The organism is Pseudomonas sp. HK3 (assembly GCF_052920985.1).
In genome coordinates this window covers 73,309-99,327 of record NZ_JBREXD010000002.1, presented here as the reverse complement: position 1 = coordinate 99,327, position 26,019 = coordinate 73,309, and the positions used below count along the sequence as shown (strand labels likewise).

General features: G+C 40.8%; 20 protein-coding genes and 1 pseudogene. 6 read left to right on the top strand and 15 right to left on the bottom strand.

Annotation, left to right across the window (positions count from 1 at the left end; genetic code table 11):
* Positions 1-2: 2 nt before the first annotated feature.
* The 5 genes and pseudogenes from ACU6U9_RS11365 to ACU6U9_RS11345 form a co-directional block, all read right to left on the bottom strand.
* Positions 3-1,538 carry a hypothetical protein gene (locus ACU6U9_RS11365; RefSeq protein WP_446735163.1) on the bottom strand — a complete coding sequence of 512 codons (1,536 nt, stop codon included), beginning with the start codon at positions 1,536-1,538 and terminating at the stop codon, positions 3-5.
* 243 nt (positions 1,539-1,781) lie between these two features.
* Positions 1,782-3,044: a DsbA family protein gene (locus tag ACU6U9_RS11360; protein WP_446735162.1), complete on the bottom strand. Its 1,263-nt coding sequence runs from the start codon at positions 3,042-3,044 to the stop codon at positions 1,782-1,784.
* A 1-nt stretch (position 3,045) separates the two neighbouring features.
* Positions 3,046-3,303: a hypothetical protein gene (locus ACU6U9_RS11355; protein ID WP_446735161.1), complete on the bottom strand. Its 258-nt coding sequence runs from the start codon at positions 3,301-3,303 to the stop codon at positions 3,046-3,048.
* A 46-nt stretch (positions 3,304-3,349) separates the two neighbouring features.
* Positions 3,350-4,364: pseudogene (dapD, locus tag ACU6U9_RS11350) on the bottom strand (2,3,4,5-tetrahydropyridine-2,6-dicarboxylate N-succinyltransferase).
* A 44-nt stretch (positions 4,365-4,408) separates the two neighbouring features.
* Positions 4,409-4,756, bottom strand: a complete 348-nt coding sequence (locus ACU6U9_RS11345; RefSeq protein WP_446735160.1) for an ArsC family reductase — start codon at positions 4,754-4,756, stop codon at positions 4,409-4,411.
* Positions 4,757-4,993: 237 nt separating this feature from the next.
* Between ACU6U9_RS11345 and ACU6U9_RS11340 the strand changes: the two genes are divergently transcribed.
* A complete protein-coding gene (locus ACU6U9_RS11340) occupies positions 4,994-6,748 on the top strand; it encodes an ATP-binding protein (RefSeq protein ID WP_446735159.1) in 1,755 nt (584 codons plus the stop codon).
* Between the two features lie 79 nt (positions 6,749-6,827).
* Here the strand turns inward: ACU6U9_RS11340 and ACU6U9_RS11335 are convergent, their stop codons facing one another.
* From ACU6U9_RS11335 to dapC, 7 genes are all read right to left on the bottom strand, one after another.
* Positions 6,828-7,661 (bottom strand): metal-dependent hydrolase, encoded by an 834-nt coding sequence (locus ACU6U9_RS11335; RefSeq protein ID WP_446735158.1) that lies wholly within the window; start codon positions 7,659-7,661, stop codon positions 6,828-6,830.
* A gap of 32 nt (positions 7,662-7,693) precedes the next feature.
* Positions 7,694-8,866: a flavin-containing monooxygenase gene (locus ACU6U9_RS11330; protein WP_446735157.1), complete on the bottom strand. Its 1,173-nt coding sequence runs from the start codon at positions 8,864-8,866 to the stop codon at positions 7,694-7,696.
* A complete protein-coding gene (locus ACU6U9_RS11325; protein WP_446735156.1) occupies positions 8,863-9,693 on the bottom strand; it encodes a TauD/TfdA family dioxygenase in 831 nt (276 codons plus the stop codon). The genes ACU6U9_RS11330 and ACU6U9_RS11325 overlap by 4 nt, the downstream gene beginning before the upstream one ends.
* Before the next feature lie 8 nt (positions 9,694-9,701).
* Complete coding sequence (locus tag ACU6U9_RS11320; protein ID WP_446735155.1) at positions 9,702-10,253, bottom strand: hypothetical protein; 552 nt, start codon at positions 10,251-10,253, stop codon at positions 9,702-9,704.
* Between the two features lie 447 nt (positions 10,254-10,700).
* Positions 10,701-11,225, bottom strand: a complete 525-nt coding sequence (locus tag ACU6U9_RS11315) for a hypothetical protein (RefSeq protein WP_446735154.1) — start codon at positions 11,223-11,225, stop codon at positions 10,701-10,703.
* Between the two features lie 744 nt (positions 11,226-11,969).
* Positions 11,970-14,387, bottom strand: coding sequence for a M14 family zinc carboxypeptidase (locus ACU6U9_RS11310; protein ID WP_446735153.1), 2,418 nt, complete (start codon positions 14,385-14,387; stop codon positions 11,970-11,972).
* A gap of 785 nt (positions 14,388-15,172) precedes the next feature.
* The gene (gene dapC, locus ACU6U9_RS11305) at positions 15,173-16,363 is read right to left on the bottom strand and encodes a succinyldiaminopimelate transaminase (RefSeq protein ID WP_446735152.1); all 1,191 of its coding nucleotides are present in this window, start codon (positions 16,361-16,363) and stop codon (positions 15,173-15,175) included.
* A 521-nt stretch (positions 16,364-16,884) separates the two neighbouring features.
* Here dapC and ACU6U9_RS11300 point away from each other — a divergent pair.
* From ACU6U9_RS11300 to ACU6U9_RS11290, 3 genes are read left to right on the top strand one after another with little or no spacing between them, the layout of a single operon-like run.
* The gene (locus ACU6U9_RS11300) at positions 16,885-18,261 is read left to right on the top strand and encodes a CmpA/NrtA family ABC transporter substrate-binding protein (RefSeq protein ID WP_446735151.1); all 1,377 of its coding nucleotides are present in this window, start codon (positions 16,885-16,887) and stop codon (positions 18,259-18,261) included.
* 50 nt (positions 18,262-18,311) lie between these two features.
* Entirely contained in the window at positions 18,312-19,325 is a 1,014-nt protein-coding gene (locus ACU6U9_RS11295) for an ABC transporter permease (protein ID WP_446735150.1), read from the top strand.
* A gap of 45 nt (positions 19,326-19,370) precedes the next feature.
* The gene (locus tag ACU6U9_RS11290; protein WP_446735149.1) at positions 19,371-20,180 is read left to right on the top strand and encodes an ABC transporter ATP-binding protein; all 810 of its coding nucleotides are present in this window, start codon (positions 19,371-19,373) and stop codon (positions 20,178-20,180) included.
* Between the two features lie 48 nt (positions 20,181-20,228).
* Here the strand turns inward: ACU6U9_RS11290 and ACU6U9_RS11285 are convergent, their stop codons facing one another.
* Together ACU6U9_RS11285 and trmA are read right to left on the bottom strand one after the other, a co-directional pair.
* Positions 20,229-20,510, bottom strand: coding sequence for a hypothetical protein (locus ACU6U9_RS11285; protein WP_446735148.1), 282 nt, complete (start codon positions 20,508-20,510; stop codon positions 20,229-20,231).
* Positions 20,511-20,674: 164 nt separating this feature from the next.
* On the bottom strand, positions 20,675-21,757 hold the full coding sequence (gene trmA / locus ACU6U9_RS11280) for a tRNA (uridine(54)-C5)-methyltransferase TrmA (RefSeq protein ID WP_446735147.1): 1,083 nt from the start codon (positions 21,755-21,757) through the stop codon (positions 20,675-20,677).
* 185 nt (positions 21,758-21,942) lie between these two features.
* On the opposite strand from trmA, the gene ACU6U9_RS11275 reads away from it, so the two are divergent.
* The gene (locus ACU6U9_RS11275) at positions 21,943-22,824 is read left to right on the top strand and encodes an acyl-CoA thioesterase domain-containing protein (RefSeq protein ID WP_446735146.1); all 882 of its coding nucleotides are present in this window, start codon (positions 21,943-21,945) and stop codon (positions 22,822-22,824) included.
* A 146-nt stretch (positions 22,825-22,970) separates the two neighbouring features.
* Here ACU6U9_RS11275 and ACU6U9_RS11270 read toward each other — a convergent pair whose 3' ends face one another.
* Complete coding sequence (locus tag ACU6U9_RS11270) at positions 22,971-23,240, bottom strand: hypothetical protein (protein ID WP_446735145.1); 270 nt, start codon at positions 23,238-23,240, stop codon at positions 22,971-22,973.
* A gap of 420 nt (positions 23,241-23,660) precedes the next feature.
* Here ACU6U9_RS11270 and ACU6U9_RS11265 point away from each other — a divergent pair, with 420 nt between their 5' ends.
* A complete protein-coding gene (locus ACU6U9_RS11265) occupies positions 23,661-25,976 on the top strand; it encodes a 7TM diverse intracellular signaling domain-containing protein (RefSeq protein ID WP_446735144.1) in 2,316 nt (771 codons plus the stop codon).
* The last annotated feature ends 43 nt before the right edge of the window (positions 25,977-26,019 follow it).

Here is a 26,019-nt window from a genome sequence, read left to right as displayed (position 1 = left end):
GGTTAGGCTTCTTTTGTAATCTTAGGAGGAGTATCTTTTTTCGGTTTTTTACTTTTATCCGTGTCATCTGATTCAAGTAATGCGTGTGCGTGTTCAAGTGCTTGTTTTTCTTTCGCCGCTTTTACTTTTTTGGTTGATGCAGGTTTGCTTTCAATCATGTGCTCAAACCATAACGGTGCGAAGCATAAAATATCGTAAACATGTTTTAGGCTGTTGTTTAGTTGTTTCATTAAAATAGATATGCTGCGAGCAATGGTACTGGCAAAAATACAAAGGTGTACCACCATATTGCCCAGTACGTGTCGGCCGGTGTGAATAAAGGATTCAAACGGTATGGCTACAAACATTAAAATTAATGGCAATACAAAACCCAGTGTCATTTGTCCGATCATGGGGATATTACTATGCACTTGGCTAGCGGATGCGGTGACGGCTTCTTCGCCGCCCACTAAAAAGCTGGTTAATAATGCTTTATCGGCCACCATGGTTTCACGCATGTAGGCTAGGCCCGCTTCAACACTGCAAAGCGCTAATAAAAATATAATGCAGACCCATGCCCAAATAATGCGTTTTTTATCTTCCATAAAATGAATAACAGGGAAGAGCCGGGTAATGCCGATGGCCTCCATAAAAAACAAACCTACGGTCAGTTCTAACATGATGATGACTGCCGCGCCGATATCCGCCACATCATAGCCGCCAACTTGGCTAGTGGCCGGCATCAGTTCTGACATTGGCAGTGCGATTAGGTTGTAGTTTACAAAAGCGCCAAAGCCCGCAATGACCATTACGATGACAGAGATAACAAATTGAGTGGTGTTGCTGGCTTTTAATAAACGCTCGGCTTTGTCTGTGCCTTTTACCATGCTTTCAAAGCGATCAACTTGTAAGTCGACTTTTTTACTTTGCTCATTTAGGTTTTGCCATTGTTCGTTGAGGTTTTCGATTTTATGTAGCAAGTGACGCCAGTGAACCATGGCGGACTTTAATATGTTGTGGCGCTTGGCGGTGTCTTGTCGAAAAGTGCCGAGTACTTCGCCTTGTTGTTTATGGAAGGCCTCGTAAATGGCTTGTAGTAATTTGCCCACAACAGCATCGTTTTTGGTGACGTCTTTTAGGCGAGCAATTGACTCAACGGCTTCTGTCCATTCCGGTAGTGGGGCGGGCACTTCTGAGGTTTGCGATAATTTATCTTCCATGTGGGAGATGTTTTGCTCAATGTTGCGCTGAATCGTGGGGTAACGACCCAAGTCTTTTTCGACTAATGTACCAAGGCGAATAAACTGGCGCTCTAATTCTCGTTCGGCTTGCTGTTTGCCATGCTCTAGCAAAACTTCGCGGTTACGTCGGCTCATGTGACGGGCGGTTGTCACTAGGGCTTGGCTGAAGAGTTTAAGGTTGTGAACAACCAGTAGCGTTAGGCTGTCGAATAATTGGTGCGCGCTGTGACGAATGAAATATAAGATTAGATTGCCGGCAACGATGACAAGTAGCCAGCTTAAGACAGGCTCGCCAGGAACGAGGTTTGATATGAGCATGCAGAAATCCTTTTAAATTCAGTGCCAACGGCAGTGCTAGGCGTGACTATGCCTTATTTTAGTTGAGGAAAATGTGAACAGTTGCGCTCGTTTTTAATTCAGTGGTGTAACGAAGGGAAAAGTTGCGAATGTCTATAATTAACTGTTTGAATTTTAAGGCAATTTTTTAAGCCGCAAAAATTAGATAAAACCAAACAGTATATAGGTTAGCAGGTTTAGCCTTTAAATGTATGAGTATTATGGCTATTGACTGGCAAGCATAGCGGCTTCAATACACCAAATTCGATCTTGCCCCCAAACATGAGTCTGTTTGTAGCGTACGCTAGGAACCCCCCAAAGGCCCAGAGTATAGAGCTCTTTAATGTTGTCGCTCACTTCATGACGCCAGTCTTCACAGTTTAATGCTTGTTTAGCTTGCGCCCAATTGAGCCCTATTTTTTCACATGCTTGCTTTAATCCTGGGGTGAAATTTGCGCTGACACCCTTTGCATTCACTAAGTGCGAAATGGCCAATAAGAACTCATTGCCTTTGTTTTTTTGTTTGGCCCAGTGCCAAATGGCATAGGTATTTTCAACGCCTTTACCTAATGGGTCCGCTACCTTGCCATACGGAATATCCAGTTTTTTGCCTTCACGCAGTGCATCAAAAAAGATGTAGCGAGTTTTATTTTTGGGTACGCTCAAATTACGCATCAGCATAGGCAAAACTGGCTTGACGGTCAGCGGCACACCATAATGTTCGGCCAGTTTTTGACAGCGGTTGAGTGCTAGATGGCTGTATGGACTGCGCATTGAAAAAAACAGCTCAACCGGTTCTTGTTTATTGGTGATTGCATTCCTTGGCTGTGCACAAAAGTTTTGCCAAGTGCGGGCGTATTTTGATTCGGGGTATTCATTTTGGTTAAAGCCCAGTTCTAAAAGTCTGCGTTCTAAATGCTCAAGACGATCAACGCCCCAATACCACTGGCCAGCAAAATATAGGCTGGCAGGTAAGTAATGGCCTTGGGCGGATAAGTGTTGCTCATTTTCACGCAACATGGGCTGTGCATCTGTGTCGGATGCTGGAATAACTTTGTCTAGCCAAACTTGCTCAAAACGTTCTATGGCTTCCCGTGGGTTTTGTGGTGGATGTTGAGCCCAATACGATTGCGCTTGGCGAATACTGGCTTGTTTTGGATAGTAAGGTGGTAAATACAAATGGTACAAGCGGGCTAGTTGTGCGGCGTCATCTATTGCCCATGTTGACCACATGGCTTCTTCTGGGAACATGTCGTTTTGACGATGATGCACTAAGTGGATGTCTAACTCTAAAGCAAAATCATCACAAAATTGCGCTAACAGTTGCAGCAGTATGTAGCTATACGGGTCATCAAGTGCAACAAACACTTCGCAGTAGCGAGGTCGTTGTTGTTCTTTTAACACGGCTTCGGCTTGTTTGTTTTTATTGGCAAGGTAGCGGTCGGTTGACCAGTAACCACTGATAAATGGGGTAATTAAGCTACGCATGTTAAATGCCCATAGCGAATGTTGATTGATAGGAGAACGACACGTTAAAGAATTTGCCTGCTAGTGCTGCCGCGTAATTTAAATGTGCCATATTTATCTCACAGAATAGTTTGGTTAAATATAAACCGAACATCGATTCTGATGTATAACCGGATTTAAAGATATGACTTAAGTCATTATCTTTAACGTCAATATTAGGGTTGGTTTGACGTTGGTTTATTAGGGGGGTGGTGTTTGTGTTGCCAATAAAAAAGGCCATGAAATAATTCATGGCCTTTTTGGGGTTACACGTCTAGCTAATAGGATTAATTATTGGCGTGCAGCTCGTGGTTTAGCTCGATCGCTGTTTTGTTGGTGACGCATTGTACGGCACCGCTGATAGAATCACGACGGAACAGTAGGTCAGGTTTACCAGCAAGATCACGTGCTTTAACCACTTCAACCACTTGTTTTTGATCATCAAGTACTTGTACTTTGGTACCAGCAGTAATGTATAGGCCAGACTCAACGGTACAACGATCACCTAGTGGAATACCGATGCCAGCATTAGCGCCTATCAATGAGTTTTCACCCACAGAAATAATGATGTTACCACCACCAGATAACGTACCCATAGTAGAGCAGCCGCCGCCAAGGTCAGAGCCTTTGCCTACGAATACGCCAGCAGAGATGCGGCCTTCAACCATAGACGTACCAGCAGTGCCTGCATTAAAGTTGATGAAGCCTTCATGCATGATGGTGGTGCCTTCGCCTACGTATGCGCCTAAACGCACGCGTGAGGTATCAGCAATACGCACACCACTTGGTACGACGTAGTCGGTCATTTTAGGGAATTTATCAACGCTGATCACTTCAAGTAGTTCACCGTTTAAGCGAGCTTCAAGTTGTGCGTCGGCTAGCTCAGCAAGGTCAATAGCGCCTTTGTTTGTCCAAGCAACGTTTGGCAATAAACCAAAAATGCCGGCTAGGTTGATACCGTGAGGCTTAACTAGGCGGTGAGAAATCAATTGTAGCTTCAAGTACACCTCAGGCGTGCTGTTTGCTTGCTCGTCTGATTCTAATACAACTAATACAGTAGGGCGTTTGCTGCTGCTTAGGGTTTTGGCTAAAGAGGCTTGCTCGGCTGGTAGGCTTTCAGCCAATGCAGCCAGTTTTGCGCTGTCTAATTCGATGGCTTGGTTGCCAGCGGTGTAACCTGCTGTTTTAGCTGCGTCCACTAATTGCGCGTCTGGCTGATAAACGGGCTTTTGATAAAATACTTCTAGCCACTCGTTTTTCCGCGTTTTGGGTGCCTACACCCAGTGCAAATGCTAATGCCATCTTAATATTCCTATGGTCTGTTGCTAACTATTAATAAATAAGGGTTATACGAATTCTTGGTATTCATCTTCTTTAAAGCCCAGTAAATACTGGCCATTCTTCTCAAGCACAGGGCGTTTAATAATGGACGGGTTATTTAGCATAACCTGCTTAATGGTGCCTGCATCTTGCGCTATGATTTTGTCTTTGGTCGCATCATCTAATTGGCGGAAAGTAGTGCCGCGTCTATTAATGAGAGCATCTAACGGCACGTTGGCGATGAACGTATCCGCTAAACCAGGACTTAAGCCTGCTTTTTTGTAATCGTGAAATTCGTAGGCTGTTTTTTGAGCGTCAAGCCATTTAAGGGCTTTCTTCATGGTGTCACAGTTTTTAATGCCGTAAATCTTCATGATGTCTTCACGTAAAAATAAAAGGCCGCATTAAAGCATAAACAGCGCTGAAGTTCAGCCCCAAGATGATGGAAGCTGAGCAGTAAATGTTTCGCAAACCCATGGGCAGGCAGGGGTTAATGGTCTGATATTGGGTGTGCCTCATAGGGCTATGATCATCAACTAGACTGTATAGATAGGCTTACATAGTGAATAAATGTTTTGAATTCAAACAATACAAAAGGGCCCCAGTCTAGCTTGGACCGTGTTTTAAGAAGGTTAATACCGAATCGCTTTATGAATAGCGAGGATGCTTTTCGTGCCAAAGTTTTGTGGGTGTATTCAACCGTACTGGGAAGTTTGGGTTTAACAGTCTTGATCTTAATATCATTATTAGAAGGTGGCGTGCCCGCTCGTAGGCTTGTTACGGTGATATTAGCCGCGATGTTAATGGCGGTGGTGGTTCTTATGCGTTATGCCAAGCACCTGAGCTCTATTTCGGTGTATGTTTGTTTGATTTCAACGGCACTGATTTTTTATGTGGATTTTAATAACTCATCAATCACTGGGCCCACGACAGTATTATGGGTTATTCCTTTCATATTAATGTCGTTATTGTTTTCAGGCTTGTCTTTGTTTTTATCTTTAATTTTCTCTTTGTCTCTATTTCTTTTCAACGTTTTTGCGTTGTATCAGGGGTGGCTGCCAGAACCTATAATTAAAGAAGAAAGTTGGAGTTTCATGCAAGCTCTTTATATGTTTTGTGCTGCGATTATGATTGTGACATGTACCCGAGGGATGACGAACCTGTCAAAAACACATTTAAAAGAATTACAAAAAGAAGTAAAGAATAAGAAAAAACGTATTAAAAAAATGAACGAATTAAAAATTCAGGCAGAATCTTCAGCTTACAGTAAATCCATATTCCTCGCCACAATGAGTCATGAATTACGCACGCCACTGAATAGTGTTATTGGGAATGCTCAGTTACTTGCCCGTGCGGATTTACCAGACAAACATCAGACTAAAGTGAATGATATTGCATTAGCCGGTAATTTATTGTTAATTTTGATAAACAATATTTTGGATTTTAGTAAGTTAGAAGTAAATGAGCTGAATTTAATAGAGGAACCCTATGATGTAACGCAACAAATTAATGAGTTATGTCGAATGATAACGCCGAGGTTAAAGCAAGACGTTAGGTTGGAATTATCACTGCCTGAAAATCGAATTTATATCAATGGTGACCAAAATCGATTGTCACAAGTTTTAATGAATCTGCTTTCGAATGCTATGAAGTTTACTGATGCAGGTGTCATTAATGTTTCTTTAGAGAAATATGGTGATAGTGGGATTAAAATATCCATTGAAGATAGTGGGATTGGTATTAAGGCAGAAGACTGTAAACGATTATTTACAAAGTTTTCTCAATTTACTAATGACTCAATCAGAAACATGGAGGGGACTGGTTTAGGATTGGCCATATCAATGGGCTTAGTTAAACATATGGGAGGCGATATTGACGTGACCAGTGAGATAAATAAAGGCAGTTGCTTTTCTATTGTATTGCCGCAAAAACGCATTCCTGATTTGGATCTAACTATAGCGCGTGAAGGCGCTATAGTTAAAAGTACAGTGTCATTAAGAGGCTACTCGGTATTAGTAGTAGATGATATTGCAATGAACTGCATGATGTTAGAGGCCATGTTAGCCGAGTTTGATGCCGATTGTCTTTTATCAGTTAATAGCGGCGAACAAGCAGTGGATTATATTACTCAGCATATAGATACACGGTTAATACTAATGGATATGAGAATGCCAGGTATGAGTGGTGTTGAAACGACAAATAAGATTCGAGCGCTAAATTATCAAGGCTTGGTTGTTGCGGTAACTGCAAATGCATCGGAGCAAGATAGACAAGCCTGTATTGAAGCGGGAATGAATGATTTTATTGTCAAGCCCGTTACCATGGTCGAGCTTGAGCGAGTGTTATTAAAAGTAATCAATCATTAGTAATGCGCTAGTATGCTTAAAGCAAGCCAAACTCGATTTCTAACAGGTTCTGGCAAAGTAACAATCGATGTTATAGTCGTTAATTATTATTGAAGTTATAGCTATCTAACAGATTCTTGTTATTTTGATTCCATGGGTGAAAATCTTTTCTGAAAAAATCAACGTATAGCATCCAGTGTTTCCTTAAAAAGCCATTTTTTCCAAATATGAATTTGGCCACACTTTTTAATGTTCGCCATTTCCATAGTTGTTTATCATGGTGCAGCAGCATGATAATTACGCGTGTTAAGTCATAAACATAATGTAATGTGAATTGAATCATTAATTTTTTTCTCATGACTAAGCTGCCACCTGCGTATGTGAAGACATCAAATGCCACCGATTTGTGTTCGATCTCCTCACTTGCGTGCCATTGCCATAGAGCTTTCATATCATTAGGTACGTTTTCCATTTGCCAACCACGTAGAATATTTTCTGCGAATATGGCGGTGAAATGCTCTGCTGCAACTGTTGCGGCTAGGGATTTTACTTTATTATCAAAAGCATTGATTTGCTCGATACGCCTTTGCCATTGGGCGTCTATTCTTTCGGCGTTGTATCCTCTGGCAGTACACAGCAATGTGTTGTATTTATTATGTTCACGTCTGTGCATGCCTTCTTGGCCAAAAAAAATACGCATTTCTTTTTTAAGTTGAGGGTCGGGGATCTCATCAAAAAAGGGTCTTACACTGTCAATAAATGACTTTTCGCCAATAGGAAAACCTAAACTGAGACTATTAAAAAAAGCCGTTTTAAAAGGGTCATTATCTAACCAGTCGGTTGCCATATTTATTTTGTCAAAGTTAAATACCCGGTTTCTAACATTTGCATTAATATCTTTTGGGGTTTTTGATTGTTCAATTAATACGGTCATGTCTTTGCTCAGTGGTGGTTTTACACTAAAAATTAGGCTAGCTCATATTCTTTTTCTAGATGGGCCATATAGTCAGCCAGTAATATCCGATGACTTTTTCCCTGCCAGTAGTTAAAAGTGGTATCTATGTTCATGCTTTCATCGATTAATTTTGCAACTAATTTAGATTGGATATTCAACAAAGGGGGAACTGGGCCAACAGGCTGAAGCATGCCGATAAAGAATAAATTCGGATGATTTTGATTGATTAAAAAGTCTTTGTTGTCATTGTAGTCAACGTTGAAATCAAAAAAAGGAAAGGCCAAGTCATAGCCTGTGGCAAGTATGACGCTGTCAAAGCTTAAGTCTTTATTACCAAATGACACGCTATTGCCATTAATGGTATTTGCAGATTTTTCGAAGCGTATTGTGTTTGATTTGGCGTATGTGAATATATCATCACAAATCGGGATGGTAGACCCGCTTAACAAGCCTTGCTCTGGCTTCGGGATATTGAATGAGGTTTGATCAATGCCGTTTTTTTTTAATACTTCAATAATACGCTCTTCTGGTAAATGCCTAACGGACTTATAAAATTCAAGCAATACTTGGTTATCAATGTAGCGTGGCAATATAAAGGGCATTGTCCTAACAGACAGCGTTACATCGCTGGCAATTCCCGCTAGATCAGAGGCGATTTGTATTCCGGAGCTGCCACCGCCCACAACCAGTACACGTTTACCTGAAAAGACTTCTGGTGTTTTATAATCTTTTGAATGAATGATTGAGCCGGTGAATTCATTGTATAACGAGGGAGTTTTTGGCACTGAATAATGACCGCTGCATACAATTAAATGAGAGTAATTATGTCGATTGCCATCTACGATGACTTCCCAGCATTGTTTGTTGTCATTGTATTTCGCATTGTCTACTGCTTTACCATAGTGAATATTGGGTGAGTTAAATTGCTGTAAATACGATAAATATTCACTATGAGACAAATAATCCGCTAATGAGTTTTCAATCGGAGTATTGTTTATTTGCATGCTAGGGCGAGGATGATTTTGTTTGCAGTTTTTATACACGCTATTATCGTTATCATTGTAGTTCCATAATCCGCCTAGTGTGGTGCGTTTTTCAAAGCAATCAAACTCAATGCCTTTAGACATGAGTTCATGAATACAGCTCAGGCCTGAGATCCCCGCACCTATCACGCATACTTTCATAGTTGTACAAAGCCCCCACGTAATGAGCCTGCGCTTAAGTTTCCGTAGAGCTCTTTAAAATCATCATGCAGTGGGCGATTGTTATCAGCACATACCCAGCCACGCAGAAGCAAGCGGTCACGATCATTGAAACTGCTTCGGGCGTGATATGCAGTGTGATTGTTGAGTATCAATACCTCACCTTTTCTTAGTGTTAAGGTTGTGCACAGCTTTGTGGCGACCTCATTTATACGGTTTAAAGCATCTCGTTTTTCTAGGCTTAGATCTAAGCCTAGTTTTTCATAGGTAATAAAGATGAATGCTCGCAGTAAAAAGCTTGAGAAGAAACCTTCTTTATTGGTAAATACAGGGATACTAATTAAATGGTTTTTACCATCTGGTTTTAATGGTGTTTGGTGCATGATTTTGAATGTGTCAGATAATGCGACTAAGTCTTCTGGGTGATGTTCTTTTATATAGCTGTAAACCTCTTCCGAGTTCACAACATGATTTTCACCGCCTTTTTGTGCCGGTTGAACGCTCAGTAAAAAAGCGATATCGGATAAATCTGTATGAAATTCCAATTCTGCATTAGTGAGATAGGGGCGATTGTTTGTTTGTCCCTTGTTGTCACCTGATACGACGCCTTTATTTAAGACATCTTCGGTAGAAACACCTTTGTCTTGAATATAGGAAATAGCATCACCATTATTGTTTTGATTGAGCACCGTGCCAAATTGATTCATTAACTCAATAAATGAGGCTTCTGGGTTAGTGAGATCAATGTCCTGAAGTACTACCCAACCCTTACCATATTCTAATTCTTTTTTTGCTTGTTCAATGTTCATATTAGTGCCTATTTTGTCTCAGAATTTAACGGAATAATCCAGCTGTATTCACCCGTGAAACAGCCATCATTAAAGTCAAGAATTGCGTCATAAGACTTTATTGCGCCTTTTGTTACTTTTTTTGTAACGGTAAAATCTAATGTGAAACGTTGATCTCTTATGGGCCTTTTGTATTTTATTGTGCTTGAGCGCAAATAAACTTCCCTGTCTTTAACACAAGAGCCGGTTTCTATATGAGCATAAATAACACCAGCATGTAGCACACAGACTTCGGCAAGAATCGAGGATAGGTGGAATTGAGCATCTGAAGGCATAAAAAAATCATTTACTTCAAAAACAAGCGATCCACCATCTTCATGAAAATGAGCTTCAGAAATTGATACTTTGTCATGATGGAAACCACCATCAAGATAATCGGATGTTAATTTTTTTAGTCTTGCTTTATCTAAGTCAGATTTTTTAGGGTGGTAGATAGATAACCCTGTTTCATCGTTAGTGACCATAGCTTTCATTTTAGTGCTCGAAAAAGCACCACTTTCATGGCTGGATTCAGTTATCATCTTTATTCCTTATTTATTTTTATTTGATGAAATTTTTATTGAAAATGTATATTTATTGTTAATTTTTTTCTGATAGATTGTTTGTATCTGTTGATTTAAATAAGTTGTGTTTTTATTTTCATAATAAAAAAATATTGATTAAATTCATCAAGGGTATGGCGTACTAAAAAGTGAAATGAATGATGTTTATTGGGCTGTAAGGGTGGAGGGTTTGTTCTGGTATGTTTGTCACTAAATTATTTAGAAAGGAAATTTTTATAAATATGAAAGGAGTTTTGTGGGATTAATGACCTTAAATAGGATGGTTATATAGTTTTATTTATTTTTTATATATGAATGAGGTTAATGATGATGCAATGAATTTAATATTAGTTTACCAAGTAAGCTACACGCACAGGCTTAATCAACGTTAATCAATTAGCCTGACTGTTGTATAGATTAATAATTTTACTTTAAGTTGTAGTAGGCTTTTCGCTCGCGGATCCAAGCTTTATTGGTATGTAAGAATTGATTTAATTCTTTTATAAGTTTGCCATGATGAATCGATGACAGCATATAAATTGAGCTGGTTTTCACTAGATCTTTGCGAAACACAACACTGTCGGCAGGGTGCCCAGCCTCTTGTACCAGCTTAATGAAAGCCTCAATATTATAATAAACGCCGTCAAATCGTTCAGCATATAGGCTATTAATTAAATTTTTAAGGTTGCGTTCATTAATTAATCTAATTTGTCCTGAATTTATTTGACCTTGATAGCCCCATGGGGTGAAGCCTTCAATCGTTCCGAGCTTAGTAAGTGATTTATCGGCGTTATGCGATAAGCTGACTATGCCATCTGTAAAATAAGCTATTGGCACACTATATGTGATATTTAAGTCTTTTTTCATGTCCCGTTGCCATAGGAGATTATCAGGTAAACGAAAATCAACTTCGTCATTCAGATAAGCACGCCATAGGTCGTCAATAGACATGATTTTAAAACGTATTTTGATATTTTGGTGCTTAGCAAATTTGTTGATTACCTCAACCAAATATCCTCTGGGTTCAGCACCTGTGAAATCATAATGGGGGAAATGATTAACGGCCTCTACACCAACTGTATAGGTTTTAGCATGTGTGCAAAACGATATGCTAATAGCGAAGAAGACTATCGATAGTCTAGATAAGAGAAATTGATAAGACAGGGTGACCATGAAAGCAACTACCTCGGGTTTCCCCGTTATGGTAAGACTTTAGCTTACCTCTATTTTTAAGACTTTTATTGTAAATAATAGGCGCCTATAAATACAACGCCAAGTTCACAGTTAAAGATAAAATAGTAATACGATAACATATACGTGCCGAGTTTGTTTGCAGCATACCTTTTAATATTGGCGTATAGGGTCTATCTTGACTCTATTTCAGGGTGTTTGATATTTCAGTCAGGCTTGTTTATATGGTTTAGTATCGTGTCTAGATAGGGTGTTAATGTCGGTATATGAATGGATCGATAACTATCAATACTGATTAAACCTATAAAAAAGCCCACAAGTGAGTGGGCTTTTTACTTCGTTTGTAGCTTGTTGCTTTAATTTAATAAGGGCGTTAGTGTTTTTTAGATCTTTAATCAATTAGTAGTGACTACTGTCTGACTTTATCTTTTACACACAGCAAGATCTTCTTATGCTCTATTAACCCGCAAGGGGTTAATAGAACGACTCACTAACGTACACTAATTAAAAAGTAAGTTTCCAGCGGTCAATTTTGCCCGTATCGTTATTGGCATTATCAACTACTTTTAGTTTCCAAATTCCACTTGAGTCAATGTTGCCAACGTTAACCGTGTAGGTTTTGTTGATATTATTTGCGCTGCCACCTGTATTGTTGTGAACATTAAAGCTTGTGCCATCGGGCGCAATTACATCTACTTTTAAGTCACCAATATAGGTATGAATGATATCGACCTCAACACTCACCGAGCCAGATGCACCGCTGCGGGTAACGTTAATATCGCTGGTGGCACCAGAGGCATTATTATCGGGAATGGCTACATCGGTGTTATTTTCAAAATTATCAACTGTGCCCGTTGTATAAGTGCCCGTAAGACTTACGTTACTAAATGCCTTAAAGCCTCGTAGCATCACGTGATAAGTGCCGGCCTGAATGTTGGTTATGCTACACGTTTCTTCATTACCACCTTTATAAGGGCGACATTCCCAATTGTTGGTTGTCGGTTTGGCATTAAAGCGTACGTACATATCAGCATCGCCGGTTCCACCTGCCATTGTGAAGTTCAAGGTGTCTGCATTAGCTGGTACGGTTAAAGTAAAGAAGCTATCAGCGCTTTTCGCACCCGATAGGCCAGTTTTTGCTACGCCATTTGTCATTTCGCCAGGCACGACTACATCACCTGATACTTGCAAAAATATGGCAGATACAGCACCCCAGACGCCACTGGCATCTTTTGCTCTAAGGTAAACAGTATGCTTGCCGTCGCTTAACCCACTTGTGTTGATTGTGGCATTACCCGCTTCGGTTTTACTGTTAAATGAGCCATCAGTTGCGGATAAAACATTTGCTACCGCGCCTGTAGTCCATGGTGGTGTATCAATATAATATTCCATTGCGGTAATATTTTGCGTCGCTTCTGAGCCATTACTTGAATTAAAACGGTTGTCAGTTGCGGTTGCCGCTAGGCTGCCAGTACTGTTAGGCGCAATTGTTCCGCTGCCGCTTGTACCGTTAATGGTTAAGTTAGTAATGTCTGGGCCACCAGGGGTGATGTAAGGAGCACGTACCACTTTTGCCGCGTAAACCAAGGCTGGTAAATTGTCTGGCACAATCGTGTTTTCAAACGTAGAGCAATTTTGAAAGAAGCTGGTGCCTAGTTCAAACGTAAAAGAGGGCACACCAAGCTCGCCATAGCTGACACTATCGCTAGTACCATCTGTAGGGTATAAACCCACTGATTGTTGCGGCGTATAGCCATTAAAGTAAGCAAATTTCCGTCCTAGTGTTTGCATGGCTGTGCCGTTAGGTGCCACATTTTGTGAATCGCCCCAAGGCCATAAAATTAATTCGCTATAGCTATGAATATCTAAATGTATGCCTGTTGTATCTGTTGGTGCAGCATCATTAACATTCGGGCCACGCTTATCTGGGAAGATTGAACGGACATAACTTTCTAGTGCTTGAATTTCAGGCTCGGAACCAGCAGAAGGGCCACGATAGGTATCATTACACTGGTTGCCGCTAGAGCCTCCGCCGTTAGTTGAATTCCAGCTAAAGGTGAAGTTACGGTTTAAGTCAGCGCCTCGGCTGTTGGAAGTCGTTCCACAATAGTCTTGGTTTGCATTTTTACGCCATGACAGACCAGTCTCTGCTTGCTTACGACCATCAGGGTTAGTGTGCAACATTAGGTGAACTTCGTGAGCATCAAGTAACCACGTTGCATCAGCATTTGTGCCATAGCCATCAAGCAACCAGCGAGCAAATTCAACTGTTAGTGGTGCAGTTGTGTATTCGCGCGCATGAATGGCACTGTTTATAAATAAAATCGGTTTATTACCGGTTGTGTTTTGATTGGTCAGTTTTAAAACCCGAATATCATAACCGCCGAGGTCTTGTGATTTTTGCCATGAATCACCAACATCAATGAATTGGGCTAGGCTAGGGTTTGCACTGACCATTCCTTGTGCAATGGAAAACGTTTCTTCGACTGTTTGATAGCAGCTATAACCAGGAATCGACTGTGATGCCGCCTGACTACTGAGAGCCAGAGTCGAGACGTTTTTTTTAGATAGTACGTCTTTTTGTATACGTAATAACCGTTGATCACGTTGCTTGATAAAGGCCGTAGCGGGTTCAAATTTAAAACCAAAGGGTTCGAGTCTTAGCTTGTCTTCATCGGTTAGCTCTAAAATTAAGTAACCGCCGCTTATGTTTGATTCTAGTAAGTTTGCGTGAAAGCTAATAGCGGCTTTACGCGCAATATCTTCATTTGGGAAGTAAGCCCGATAAATGTTGGTGATCGACATTTCTTGGGTTATGCCTTCAAGAGTTTGATCTAAATGATCTTGGTTGGCATAAACTGTCGGTATCCCCCCTGCTGTTGCACAGAAAATAAGCGCCGATAAAACGGATGTTCTTTTCATTATCTATTCCTTAAATGAGTTTTTTATAAGCATTAAAAAATAAAGAAGACATTTTAAGCCGTTATATTTTTCAATGTTATAAATACAGAGCCACAGTAAAATAAAAAACTTTAAAAAAGAAACACTTTATTAAACTCTTCAAAAAATAAAGATTAAATTTTAGAGTAATAGTATTAATTATAAATAGGAACTAGTTATTAAAGATTAGACTCAATACGTTTTATATTTAGTGCAATGAAATTTAAAAAATAAATTATAGAAATGAGATGTAGGTTTAAATATTCCTATTTTCATATGTGATTTTTGTTTTCATAAAAATAAATTTATTACGATATTTTTTAGTTTTCGTAGCTGTAGGTTGGCATATGTAATGCTTGGTGTTTGGTGGCGATAATTGAACATTATTTTTTGTGTGGTGCGCCTATATGTGGCGTTTTAATTTAACTTTTTAAATTAAAATTATTTTTGTGCATTTTTTTGGCGCAAAAAATCCATAACTATAAAAAATATGTTTAATAATGTTAAGGGTGAATTATTTGGTATGGCTTTTATTTTATTGATTTTTGTTTTTTAGGTGGGTATTGGCATGAAATTAATTTTTAATACGTTAATAATTCCTCAGTCTCTATGTTAAACGCATAAGCAGTAAGAGTTTTTAGGAATAAGTGATTAAGTTGTAAAGCTTGAACATAAAAAAGGCCCAATGATAATCATTGGGCCTTTTAAATTATATCGACAGGATTAGCGATAGCTATCTATCGTTAGCGCGTTTTAAATTAGATGGGCTATAGGCTTTCTATTAATGCACGAATACGTTTGGCTGCTTCAATACACTCATCTACTTCAGCGACTAACGCCATACGAATACGATTGCTGCCTGGATTAATGCCATCAATGGTGCGTGACAGATAACTACCCGGTAATACAGTTACTTGTTGTTCGGCAAATAAACGCTGAGTAAACACTTCTTCGTTAATAGACGTTTTTGCCCAAAGGTAAAAGCTGGCATCACTTTGTTTTACGTCCATGACGGGTGATAAAATATCCAATACCGCAATAAATTTTTGAGTGTAAAGACGACGGTTTTCTTTTACATGTGCTTCGTCAGCCCAAGCGGCAATGCTTGCGATCTGATTTGGGATGCTCATGGCGCAACCGTGATAAGTCCGGTACTGGAAAAATGGCTCTAAGATACTTGCATCTCCTGCAATAAAGCCACTGCGCAAACCGGGTAAGTTAGAGCGCTTGCTTAAGCTATGGAACACCACACAGTTTTTGTAATCATCGCGGCCAAGTTCGGCACAAGCTTGTAATAGGCCAACAGGCTTTTTAACGCTATCAATATAAATTTCGCTGTAGCATTCATCGCTGGCCACAATGAAGTCATATTTGTCTGAAAGCGCAATCAATTTCTTGAGCTCATCCATATCAATCACAGCACCGGTAGGGTTGCCTGGGCTGCAAATAAACAAAATTTGCGTGTTCTGCCAAATGCTTTCAGGTACTGCATCAAAATCAGGGTTGAAGCCGTTTTCTTCTAAACACGGTAAGTAATGAGGCTTAGCACCGGCTAAATAAGCGGCACCTTCGTATATTTGGTAAAACGGATTAGGGCTTACGATAAGCGCACCGGGCTTATTTTCAACCATGGCTTGGGTGAAGGCAAAGATCGCTTCACGCGTGCCGTTTACTGGCAGAATTTGAGTATCACTATCAAGGCTGTTTAATGAAAAACGTGTGGTTGCCCATTGGCTAATGGCTTGGCGTAGCTCTGGTAAGCCTTTTGTACTTGGGTAATTGGCCAGTTTATTTAGGCTGTCTGCCATAGCTTGTAAGACAAATGCAGGGCTCTCATGCTTTGGCTCACCGATAGACAATGCAATATGGGGAAGGTCACAGCTTACCTTAGCATCCGCTTTAAGCTTATTCAGTTTCTCAAAGGGATAAGGCTGCAACAGGGCAAGGTTGGGGTTCATGTGTGACTCTCACTGTAAATTTGCGACGAATTATAGAGGACAGGCCTACTAATTTGTACTGCTAAATAAAGGATAAAGGCTAGATAGGTGGGATTGTGTTGGCTGGATTGACGCACTGAAATGCACCTATTTGGCTAGGTTCGTAGCCAGTCAGTGCGCTTAACTGGGTCATTATGTGACTGCACACCCAAAAGTATGACTATTTGGTCAGTAAATTGTAATGGCGATAATGATGTTTTTTGCATTACTTGGGTGCACAAATAGCCATTTGGTTAACGGGGTTGAATCCCAAGTTGGTGCATTGTGTGAGCACTATTGAATCGTTTGGATTTTTATTGGTGCCCAAATTTGATTTTTGTGCACCTAAATAATGAAAAAAAATGAAAGGGAGAAAAAAACATACACGCTGAAAGAAAATTCAATACGTTGGCACAGAGTTTGAGACAACAAATTAGAAAATTAATAAATGTTTCACTTTTTAACGAAAGAACTTTAAGACTCAAACTTAAAAGGAAAACACAATGACGTTATCCCACGCTATTAAGCGCACTATGAAAAGTGTCACCCTTGGGGCTGGACTTGCCGCCAGTGTATTAAGTGCATCTGCTTTTGCAGGCGAACCAGAAAAAGACGAGTTGAAATTTGGTTTCATTAAATTAACCGATATGGCGCCGCTGGCTATTGCCGCTGAAAAAGGGTTTTTTGAAGATGAAGGCTTGTTTGTCGAATTAGAAGCACAAGCAAACTGGAAGGTGTTACTAGATCGTGTGATTACAGGTGAGCTTGATGGCGCGCACATGCTTGCAGGCCAGCCGTTGGGGGCGACTATTGGCTTTGGCACACAGGCGCATATTATTACTGCGTTTTCGATGGATCTAAATGGTAACGCCATAACGGTATCGAATAATGTGTGGAGCGAAATGAAAAAACATGTTCCTCATAAAGATGGTAAGCCTGTGCATCCGATTAAAGCGGATTACTTAAAGCCCGTTATTGAAAAATACAAAGATGATGGTAAACCGTTCAAAATGGGCATGGTGTTTCCAGTCTCCACCCATAATTATGAATTACGTTATTGGCTAGCCGCTGGTGGTATTAGCCCAGGTTTTTATGCGCCTGAAAAAGGCGACACAAGCGGCACATTAAAAGCCGATGCGTTGTTGTCAGTGACACCACCACCACAAATGCCATCGACAATGGAAGCGGGCACCATTGATGGTTATTGCGTGGGCGAACCTTGGAATCAACAAGCGGTATTCAAAGGTATTGGTGTTCCGGTTATTACCGATTATGAAATTTGGAAAAACAATCCAGAAAAAGTATTTGGTGTATCAAAAGCATGGGCAGATAAATACCCAGAAACGCATATCTCCGTTGTCAAGGCGATGATCCGTGCGGCGAAATGGTTGGATGATAAAGACAATGCTAACCGTCCAGAAGCGGTGAAGATTTTGTCGCAGTCTAATTACGTGGGAGCCGATTATGATGTAATTGCTAACTCAATGACCGGCACGTTTGAATATGAAAAAGGTGATAAACGAAATATTCCAGACTTTAACGTGTTCTTTCGTTACAACGCCACTTACCCATACTATTCAGATGCCATTTGGTACTTAACTCAAATGCGTCGTTGGGGCCAAGTGTCTGAATATAAGCCTGACAGCTGGTACATGGATATTGCGAAAAAAGTATACCGTCCTGATATCTATGCAACGGCAGCAAAAGAATTAATTGCTGAAGGTAAAATGAGTGCATCTGAATTCCCTAACTTTGATAAAGAAGATGGTTTTAAACCGGTACAAAAAGACTTTATCGATCAAGTACCTTATGACGGTAAAAAACCCAATGAATATCTTAAAAAATTCAACATTGGCCTAAAAGGTAAAGACAAAGTTTAAGGTATTGAACGGCTGCGCTAAGCGCAGCCGATTATTCGTTAGGGGAGAATATGATGAATGTAGTTTCGAAAATGGAAGACCTTAGGATCTTTGCGCCCTGGGTTCGAATCATCAAAGGAGAAAATCGTCGAGAACAAGTTAATGTGTTATTACGTTCACTAGGTGTGCCGATTTTAGCCTTTGCTTTGTTTTTGGGTATTTGGGATAGCGCGGCAAAAAGTGTGGTGACCTCATTAGGCCAAGTTCCAGGACCTTCTCAAGTGTTTGAACAAGCGAAAGGGTTATGGCAAGAGTATCGCGCTGAAAGCGTAAAAGAAGAAAAGTTTTATGAGCGTCAAGAAAAACGTAACGCGAAAAAATTAGCAGAAAACCCAGATGCCACCGTTAAATGGCGTGATTATCGGGGGCGCACCACATACCCTCAACAGATTTTAACCAGTTTATATACCGTGTTTACGGGCTTTATTTTAGCGTCACTCATTGCCGTGCCATTGGGTATCTTGACTGGATTAAGCCAAACATTAAATAATGCGATGAATCCGATTATTCAAATTTTCAAACCGGTTTCGCCTCTTGCATGGCTACCTATTGTCACCATGGTGGTGTCGGCTGTTTACGTGAGCGACGACCCTATGTTTGAAAAATCCTTTGTCACGTCTGCCATTACCGTCATGTTGTGCTGTATGTGGCCAACCTTGATTAATACCGCCGTGGGCGTGTCATCCATTAGTTCTGACTTATTAAATGTGGCAAAAGTATTGCGTCTAAGCTGGTGGTCAAAAATCATTAAGGTGGTGTTGCCTTCGGCTATTCCTATGATTTTTACCGGCATGCGCATGTCACTGGGTGTGGGTTGGATGGTATTAATTGCCGCAGAAATGTTAGCGCAAAACCCAGGTTTAGGTAAATTTGTTTGGGATGAGTTTCAAAACGGCAGTTCTAATTCGTTGGGCCGTATTATGGTGGCGGTATTGACCATTGGCTTTATTGGCTTTTTATTAGATTGGATGATGCTGCAATTACAAAAATATTTTAGTTGGGATAAGTCAGCGGTTAATCGTTAAGCGATCACTGATATATAAGCTATCCAAATAGAATGAGAGGTTATTATGAGTGCACATTTAAATATTGATCATGTGTCGATGGAATTTGATACACCAAGCGGCAAATTTAAGGCGCTTGAGAATGTTAATTTGAAAATTAAAAAAGGTGAGTTTGTTTCACTGATTGGCCATTCTGGTTGTGGTAAGTCAACGGTGTTGAATATCATTGCTGGTTTGTATCAAGCCACACAAGGCGGCATTGTATTAGATGGTAAAGAAGTGAGTGAGCCGGGGCCCGAACGTGCGGTGGTGTTTCAAAATCATTCGTTATTTCCTTGGTTAACCGCGTATGAGAATGTTGAGTTGGCGGTTAAGCAAATATTCAAAGGTAAAAAAAGCAAAGCCGAAATGAAAGAATGGATCGAGCACAACTTGGCGCTTGTACACATGAGCCATGCATTACATAAAAAACCGGATGAAATTTCCGGTGGTATGAAGCAACGAGTGGGTATTGCCCGCGCGTTGGCAATGGAGCCCACCGTGTTATTGATGGATGAACCCTTTGGCGCACTGGATGCGTTAACACGTTCGCACTTACAAGACTCATTGATGGAGATTCAGCGGGATTTAAAAAACACAGTGGTGATGATTACGCATGATGTCGATGAAGCGGTATTACTGAGTGATCGAATTGTGATGATGAGTAATGGCCCGGCGGCATCGGTAGGTGAAATATTGGATATTGATCTGCCACGCCCCCGTCATCGTCTAGAGCTAGCGGATAACCCGATGTACAATAAATATCGTGCAGATGTGTTGCGTTTTTTGCATGAACGTCACGCAAAACCAGATGTGCCTAGCAGTAAAGTGGCTTAATGTTTTATTGATAAATATTATCAAATGTTGTTTACAGCTTGGTAGCATTTATTTGCTGTCTTGCTGTAAACCTTTACTGATAAAAATAACTAATTGGTCGCTCAGTTCGCCAAAGCTTTCGATGTAGTGTGCAAGCAAAGTATTGACCTTGTTTGCTAAACATATGCCACCATCTGCGTACAAGTAATCACGTTTTAGTTTAATTGCCCGCGGTTTAAGGTGAAAGCTTTCTGCTTTTTCAGCGAAGCATTCAATAGCCGCAAGCACGGCTTCTGCTTGGCATTGATTTTTTACTAGTGTGAAAAAAGGGTAGTTTTCAGGTGATGACATAATGTGCACTTCTGTACTAACTTGAGCGCATTATGGCGGATTGCTGTTTTTAACTCAGTGGTGATTATGTAAAGCCATGTAAGTGACGTGTTATATGGCTTATGTATAGCGTTTTTTATAACTTAAATTGAAAGGCCCCTTAAGCATCAAGGGGCCAATAACGATTACTTAGCCTGAAGATAGGCGCCGCATTCGATGTGATGTGTATAGGGGAATTGGTCAAACATAGCAAAGCGCTTTACCTCATGGGTGGCGCTTAACTGCTGGATATTCATTTCTAGGGTGTCAGGGTTACAGCTAATGTAAATAATATTAGGGTAGCGGCTGATCATATCGCAGCTGGCTTTATCTAGCCCGGCTCTTGGCGGGTCCACTAAAACGGTTTGAAAATCGGCGTCTTCTAAGCCCAAGCCTGATAAGCGCCTACGGATTTTAGTGCCATTCATATGTTCGGTGAACTCTTCTGCACTCACGCGGGCAAAAGTCACATTCTCGATGCCGTTTGCTTCTTTGGCAAAATTAGCCGCGTTAACCGACGTTTTACTGATCTCGGTGGCGAATACGCTGCGGTATTGATCTGCAAGCGCTAAAGAGAAGTTACCGTTACCGCAATACAATTCAAGTAAATCGGCATCACCAGCGGTGGCACAGCTGCGTGCCCAACTGAGCATTTTCTCATTTACGCGGGCATTGGGTTGGGTAAAACTGGCTTCAATCTGCTGATATTGTATGGCTTTACCATCGACGTTCAGCGTCTCCATTACGTACTCTTGATCCATCAGTAAGCGCATTTTGCGAGCACGGCCAATAACATGCACACCTAAGGCTTCTTTTACCGCAGTGGCGGCGGCAATCCATTCATCGTTAAGCTGTTTGTGGTAAATCAGGGTAACCAGCATTTCGCCTGACAGCGTATTTAAATACTCAAGCTGGAATAACTTGTGTTTAAGAATGGGCTGCTTGTTGATGGCTTCAATTAACTTGGGCATTAATTCGCAAATGGCGAGGCTGGCAGTCGGGAAGTGATCAATCTTAATTGGGTTGGTTTTGGTGCCGGGCTCAAACATCGCGTGAAAACACTCATCGCCTTCATGCCAGATGCGAAATTCGGCGCGTTGACGAAAATGCACAGGCTCGCTGTCGTAAACGTCGATGTCACCAATATTAAACTGCGCAAATTGGTCTTCAATAAGCTGCTGTTTGTCTGCCAATAAGCTTAAATACTGCTCTGGTGCCACTTGATGCATGCAACCACTACCTTGGATATCAATTGAGGCGCGCATTATAGGGCAAAGCAGTGGTGTCACCAATGGCGTGTTTAATATGACAGTGTGTTTTAACGATAATTTTGCGTTCAAACGTCTGTTTGAATATGCTTCTCTAGAGTGTTTAATCTAAACTGGTCTAAGTTGTATTGATAAAGGACAAGCACATGCACGCTGTCACCCAGCAATTAATTGATTTATTGAGTGTCAAATTTCTACACGAAGGACCACAAACCTACCTTTACCGTGGCGAATGCGAAGACTTGGGTTTTCGTAACTTATTTGGGGGGCAAATTCTAGGACAATCCCTGAATGCCGCTATGCAGGCGGCTCCAGAAGGTTTTTTGCCTCATTCGTTACATGCCTACTTTTTATTACCAGGGCATGTAAACGGGCATGTTGATTACAAAGTTGAGGTTTTACGTAAAGGTCGAAGCTTTGCGGCATTACGGGTTGACGCCATTCAAGATGGTAAGATTATCTTAACTCAAAACACCAGTTTTCAGTTGCCTGAAACAGGTTTTGAGCACCAAATGCCCATGCCTGATGTGAAAGGCCCAGACGGCATCATGTCGCAATTGGAGATCACGCGTAAATTTGCCGAGATGATTCCAGAAAATGTCCGTGACAAGTATACCTCTGACAAGCCCGTTGAAAGTCGCCCGATTAACCCAATTAATATTTTTATGCCTGATAAGCGTGACCCGCAAAAAGATGTGTGGTTTAAACCGATTAATGATTGGAGCAAACAAAGCTTAGCCTTACATTATTCATTAATGGCCTACAGTTCTGACTTTCATTTAGTGGGCACGGCATTGCAACCACACGGTGTTTCATTTGCCACTAAAGGAATGCAAGTGGCGAGTTTGGATCATGCTATTTGGTTTCATCACCCTCCGCGAGTAGGGGACTGGATGCTTTACAATATGCAAAGCCCAGCGGCATCCGGCGGGCGAGGGCTGAATATTGGCCATGTGTATCATGAAGACGGCCAATTGATTATGAGTGTTGCGCAAGAAGGATTAATGCGACAAAAGCCTAACTCGTAAATACACTTTGTTTGTACGCTAAAGTGAAAATATTAAAATGCCCAGTTGGGCATTTTTTATGTTTTGAGGCTTATTAAGGCAGGGTTAGCAGATAGTGTTATCTATTGTTCATTTAGTGAATGCTTTAAATTTAATAAAAAAATAGACTAATTTTGTAAAAAAATATTTTTTTCAGCCCGTTTTTTTGCGCTTTCCTCTTCTTCTTTATACGCATGATACTCTTCTACACTTTTTCGTTGCTCAAAAAAGCGCTGAGCATTCTCCAGGCTAGGGGGCGAGTTAAAATGGTAAACCAAACCTAGGCCAATCAAAACACTTACTATCAAAATAAAAAAAAGCAGTGATTTGGTAGTGCTGTTGAGTTTGTCGTATTTTGCTTTAAATCGGCTAGGCGCAATGGGTGAGCGTTTTGCCATATCCACTCCTTAGCAATGCAGATACATAAAGCCTAGCAAATATCCACCATAATGCCGGAAAGGTAGGGGAGCGAGGGTTATTGATTAGGCTTGGCATGACCAAATAGGTCGGTTCAGACAATCGCTGAGAAAGCACTTACCTAATATGTTAGCTGGCTTGGGCCTTAAGCGTATGTAAATAAACAGTCGGCAAAGGGGTAACAAGTCAGTGACCATATAAAGATACGGACGTTAGCAGAGGCGTTTAATCTGTTTCGCTCCCCTTGCTCACCGTGATACCCATCAGCCAGTGAAAAACTGCGATATGGCACATTATGATGAGGGTCAGATGTGGCCGCTGTTGCCTATTAAAGATATATGCCAGTGAAGACTTTTTCAATGCTGCTAAGCTTATAAAAGAGTAAGGTTGGATGGTCCCTTTTGAAATATCTTTTTATTCTTTTACCCTTGTTTTGGCTGTTACCTGTACAGGCTTCAGAGCAAAGTATCGTAGGGTTAACCACATCGCCGCTGTATTACTGGATCGAGCCTGAAAACGAGCCTCATTCAGTCGAGCAGGTGCTGGAAGCGTCTGAGTGGCAAGCCAGCGATGGCGAGCTCAACTTTGGCTACTCCAATGCCACTTTATGGGTAATGCAAAATATCCAAGCTTACCGAAAAGGTGAGTGGGTGGCACAAATCTCTTATCCGCTGTTGGATTATCTTGATATCTACTTATATGACGGCGATCAGCTTATTCAAAGCATACACAGTGGTGATGCTCGTCAATTTTCAGAGCGTTTAGTAAAAGTCCCAGATTTTGTTTTGGGCATGTCCAATGACGACCCAACGTACTTTCGCCTCATTGCACGCATAGAAACCAAAGGCACCATGATGTTCCCCATAAAATGGTGGACAGAACTCGACTATGCCGAGCACCTTGCCATAGAACAGGCGGTTTATGGCGCCTATTATGGTGTGTTATTGGTCATGGCGCTTTATCACTTATTTATATTTTTGGTGATAAGAGAACGTGGATATTTATTTTATGTATTAGCCGTTTCTTCATTTTTATTATTACAGCTTTCATTTGATGGGCGAGGTTTTGCTTGGATCTGGCCAAACACACCGGAGGTAAACGTTTATAGTTTCCCGGTTGCCTATTCTTTGTATCAGTTGGCTGTTTTAACGTTTATGTCGACTTTTTTAAGGCTGTCCAAAAGTAGCCCCAAGCTGCATAAATACTTTGTCGCATTACGCGTGATTGTTTTCATTAACTTAATCAGTTTGTTTGTATTAGATTACAGTACTGCGACCCCAATCATTGTTGTCACTGGCATAGTGTCTATTTTTTCAGGGTTATTTTCGGGCGCTTATCTTTGGTCTAAAGGGTATACCGCGGCTCGTTATTTTACCTGTGCCTGGGCGCTCTTTTTAGTTGGGATACTACTGCTTAATTTTAGGGGGTTGGGGATAGGAGAAACCACGTGGCTAAGCACGTATGGCTATCTTATTGGTTCTATTCTTGAAGTGTTATTTTTAGCATTCTCATTAGCCGATCGTATCACCACATCGACACAGAAACGTATTGAAACGGAACAGGCATTAATTAAAAGTAAAGATGAACATGTTAACGCGCTTAAACGTTACCAAAGCCTGTATGAGAACTCTCCGATTGGGAATTTTCAGTCCAATCGACTTTATCAGCTAACCAGCGTTAATCGAGCATGTGCCAACATATTTGGGTTTAACGAACGACAAGATATGCTGGATACCGTAACGGATATAAGAGGTTATTTACGTTCTAATTATGCTGATTTTCAACGCATGGTAAAGCAAGCACGTAAACATGGTAGTAGCACAGATAACGAATTATTGATTAAAACAGAACCCGGAGAAGAGCGCTGGGTGAGCATTAATTTACGTTATTTTGAATCGTCAAATGAAGCTGGCTTTGAAGGGACAGTGCAGGATATTACCGCCCGTAAATCGTCAGAAAAATTAAGAGAAGAGTTAGACCAAGAGCGCTTAACCATTATGGAGCAGTTTTCATTAGGCATTGCAAAAGAAATTAGTATACCGCTTGGCAGTAATGTGGTGACAACAACATTTTTAAGCGAGAGCCTAACGGATATTTTAGCGATGCGAGAAAAAGAAAATGATAAATCTTTTAACTATGAGCGGTTTATTTCGATTGTTAACCAATCTTTAGGGTTGGTCAGTAATAATCAAAAACGTATGATCAAAGTGGTAAAACGTTTTAGAGAGGTGTCATCTTGGCAGGTCGATTTAAAGGCAAGCCATATTACGGTTTTTGATTTAGTTGAAAGTGTGATTAACAGTCAGCGCTGGCGTATGGCGGGTTGGCGCGTCAATATTGAGTGTGATCATGTGCTTAAAATGTATACCTATAAAACCGCATTGAGCTCGATATTAGTACAATTGATTGATAACGCGTTACTTCATAGTCATGCTGATGCGGGTGAAACACCCATTATGAATATTATTGTAACAGAAGATAGCAATGATCAAGTGAAGATTAGTTTTAATGATAACGGCCAAGGTATTAAGCCTGAGTGGGTTAAAAACTTGTGCAAACCCTTTTTTACCAGTAAAACAGGTCCTGATGGTCACATTGGCTTAGGCCTATATATGGTTTATAACTTGGTGTGCCAAGCATTAAAGGGGCGTTTGTTTTTTCCAGTAAAAGGAGAAGGGTTTAGTATACAAATTGTGATTCCCAAAAACTTAGAATAAGCACTTACGTTGGCCGGATTGACAATTGACCTGATTGGCAAAA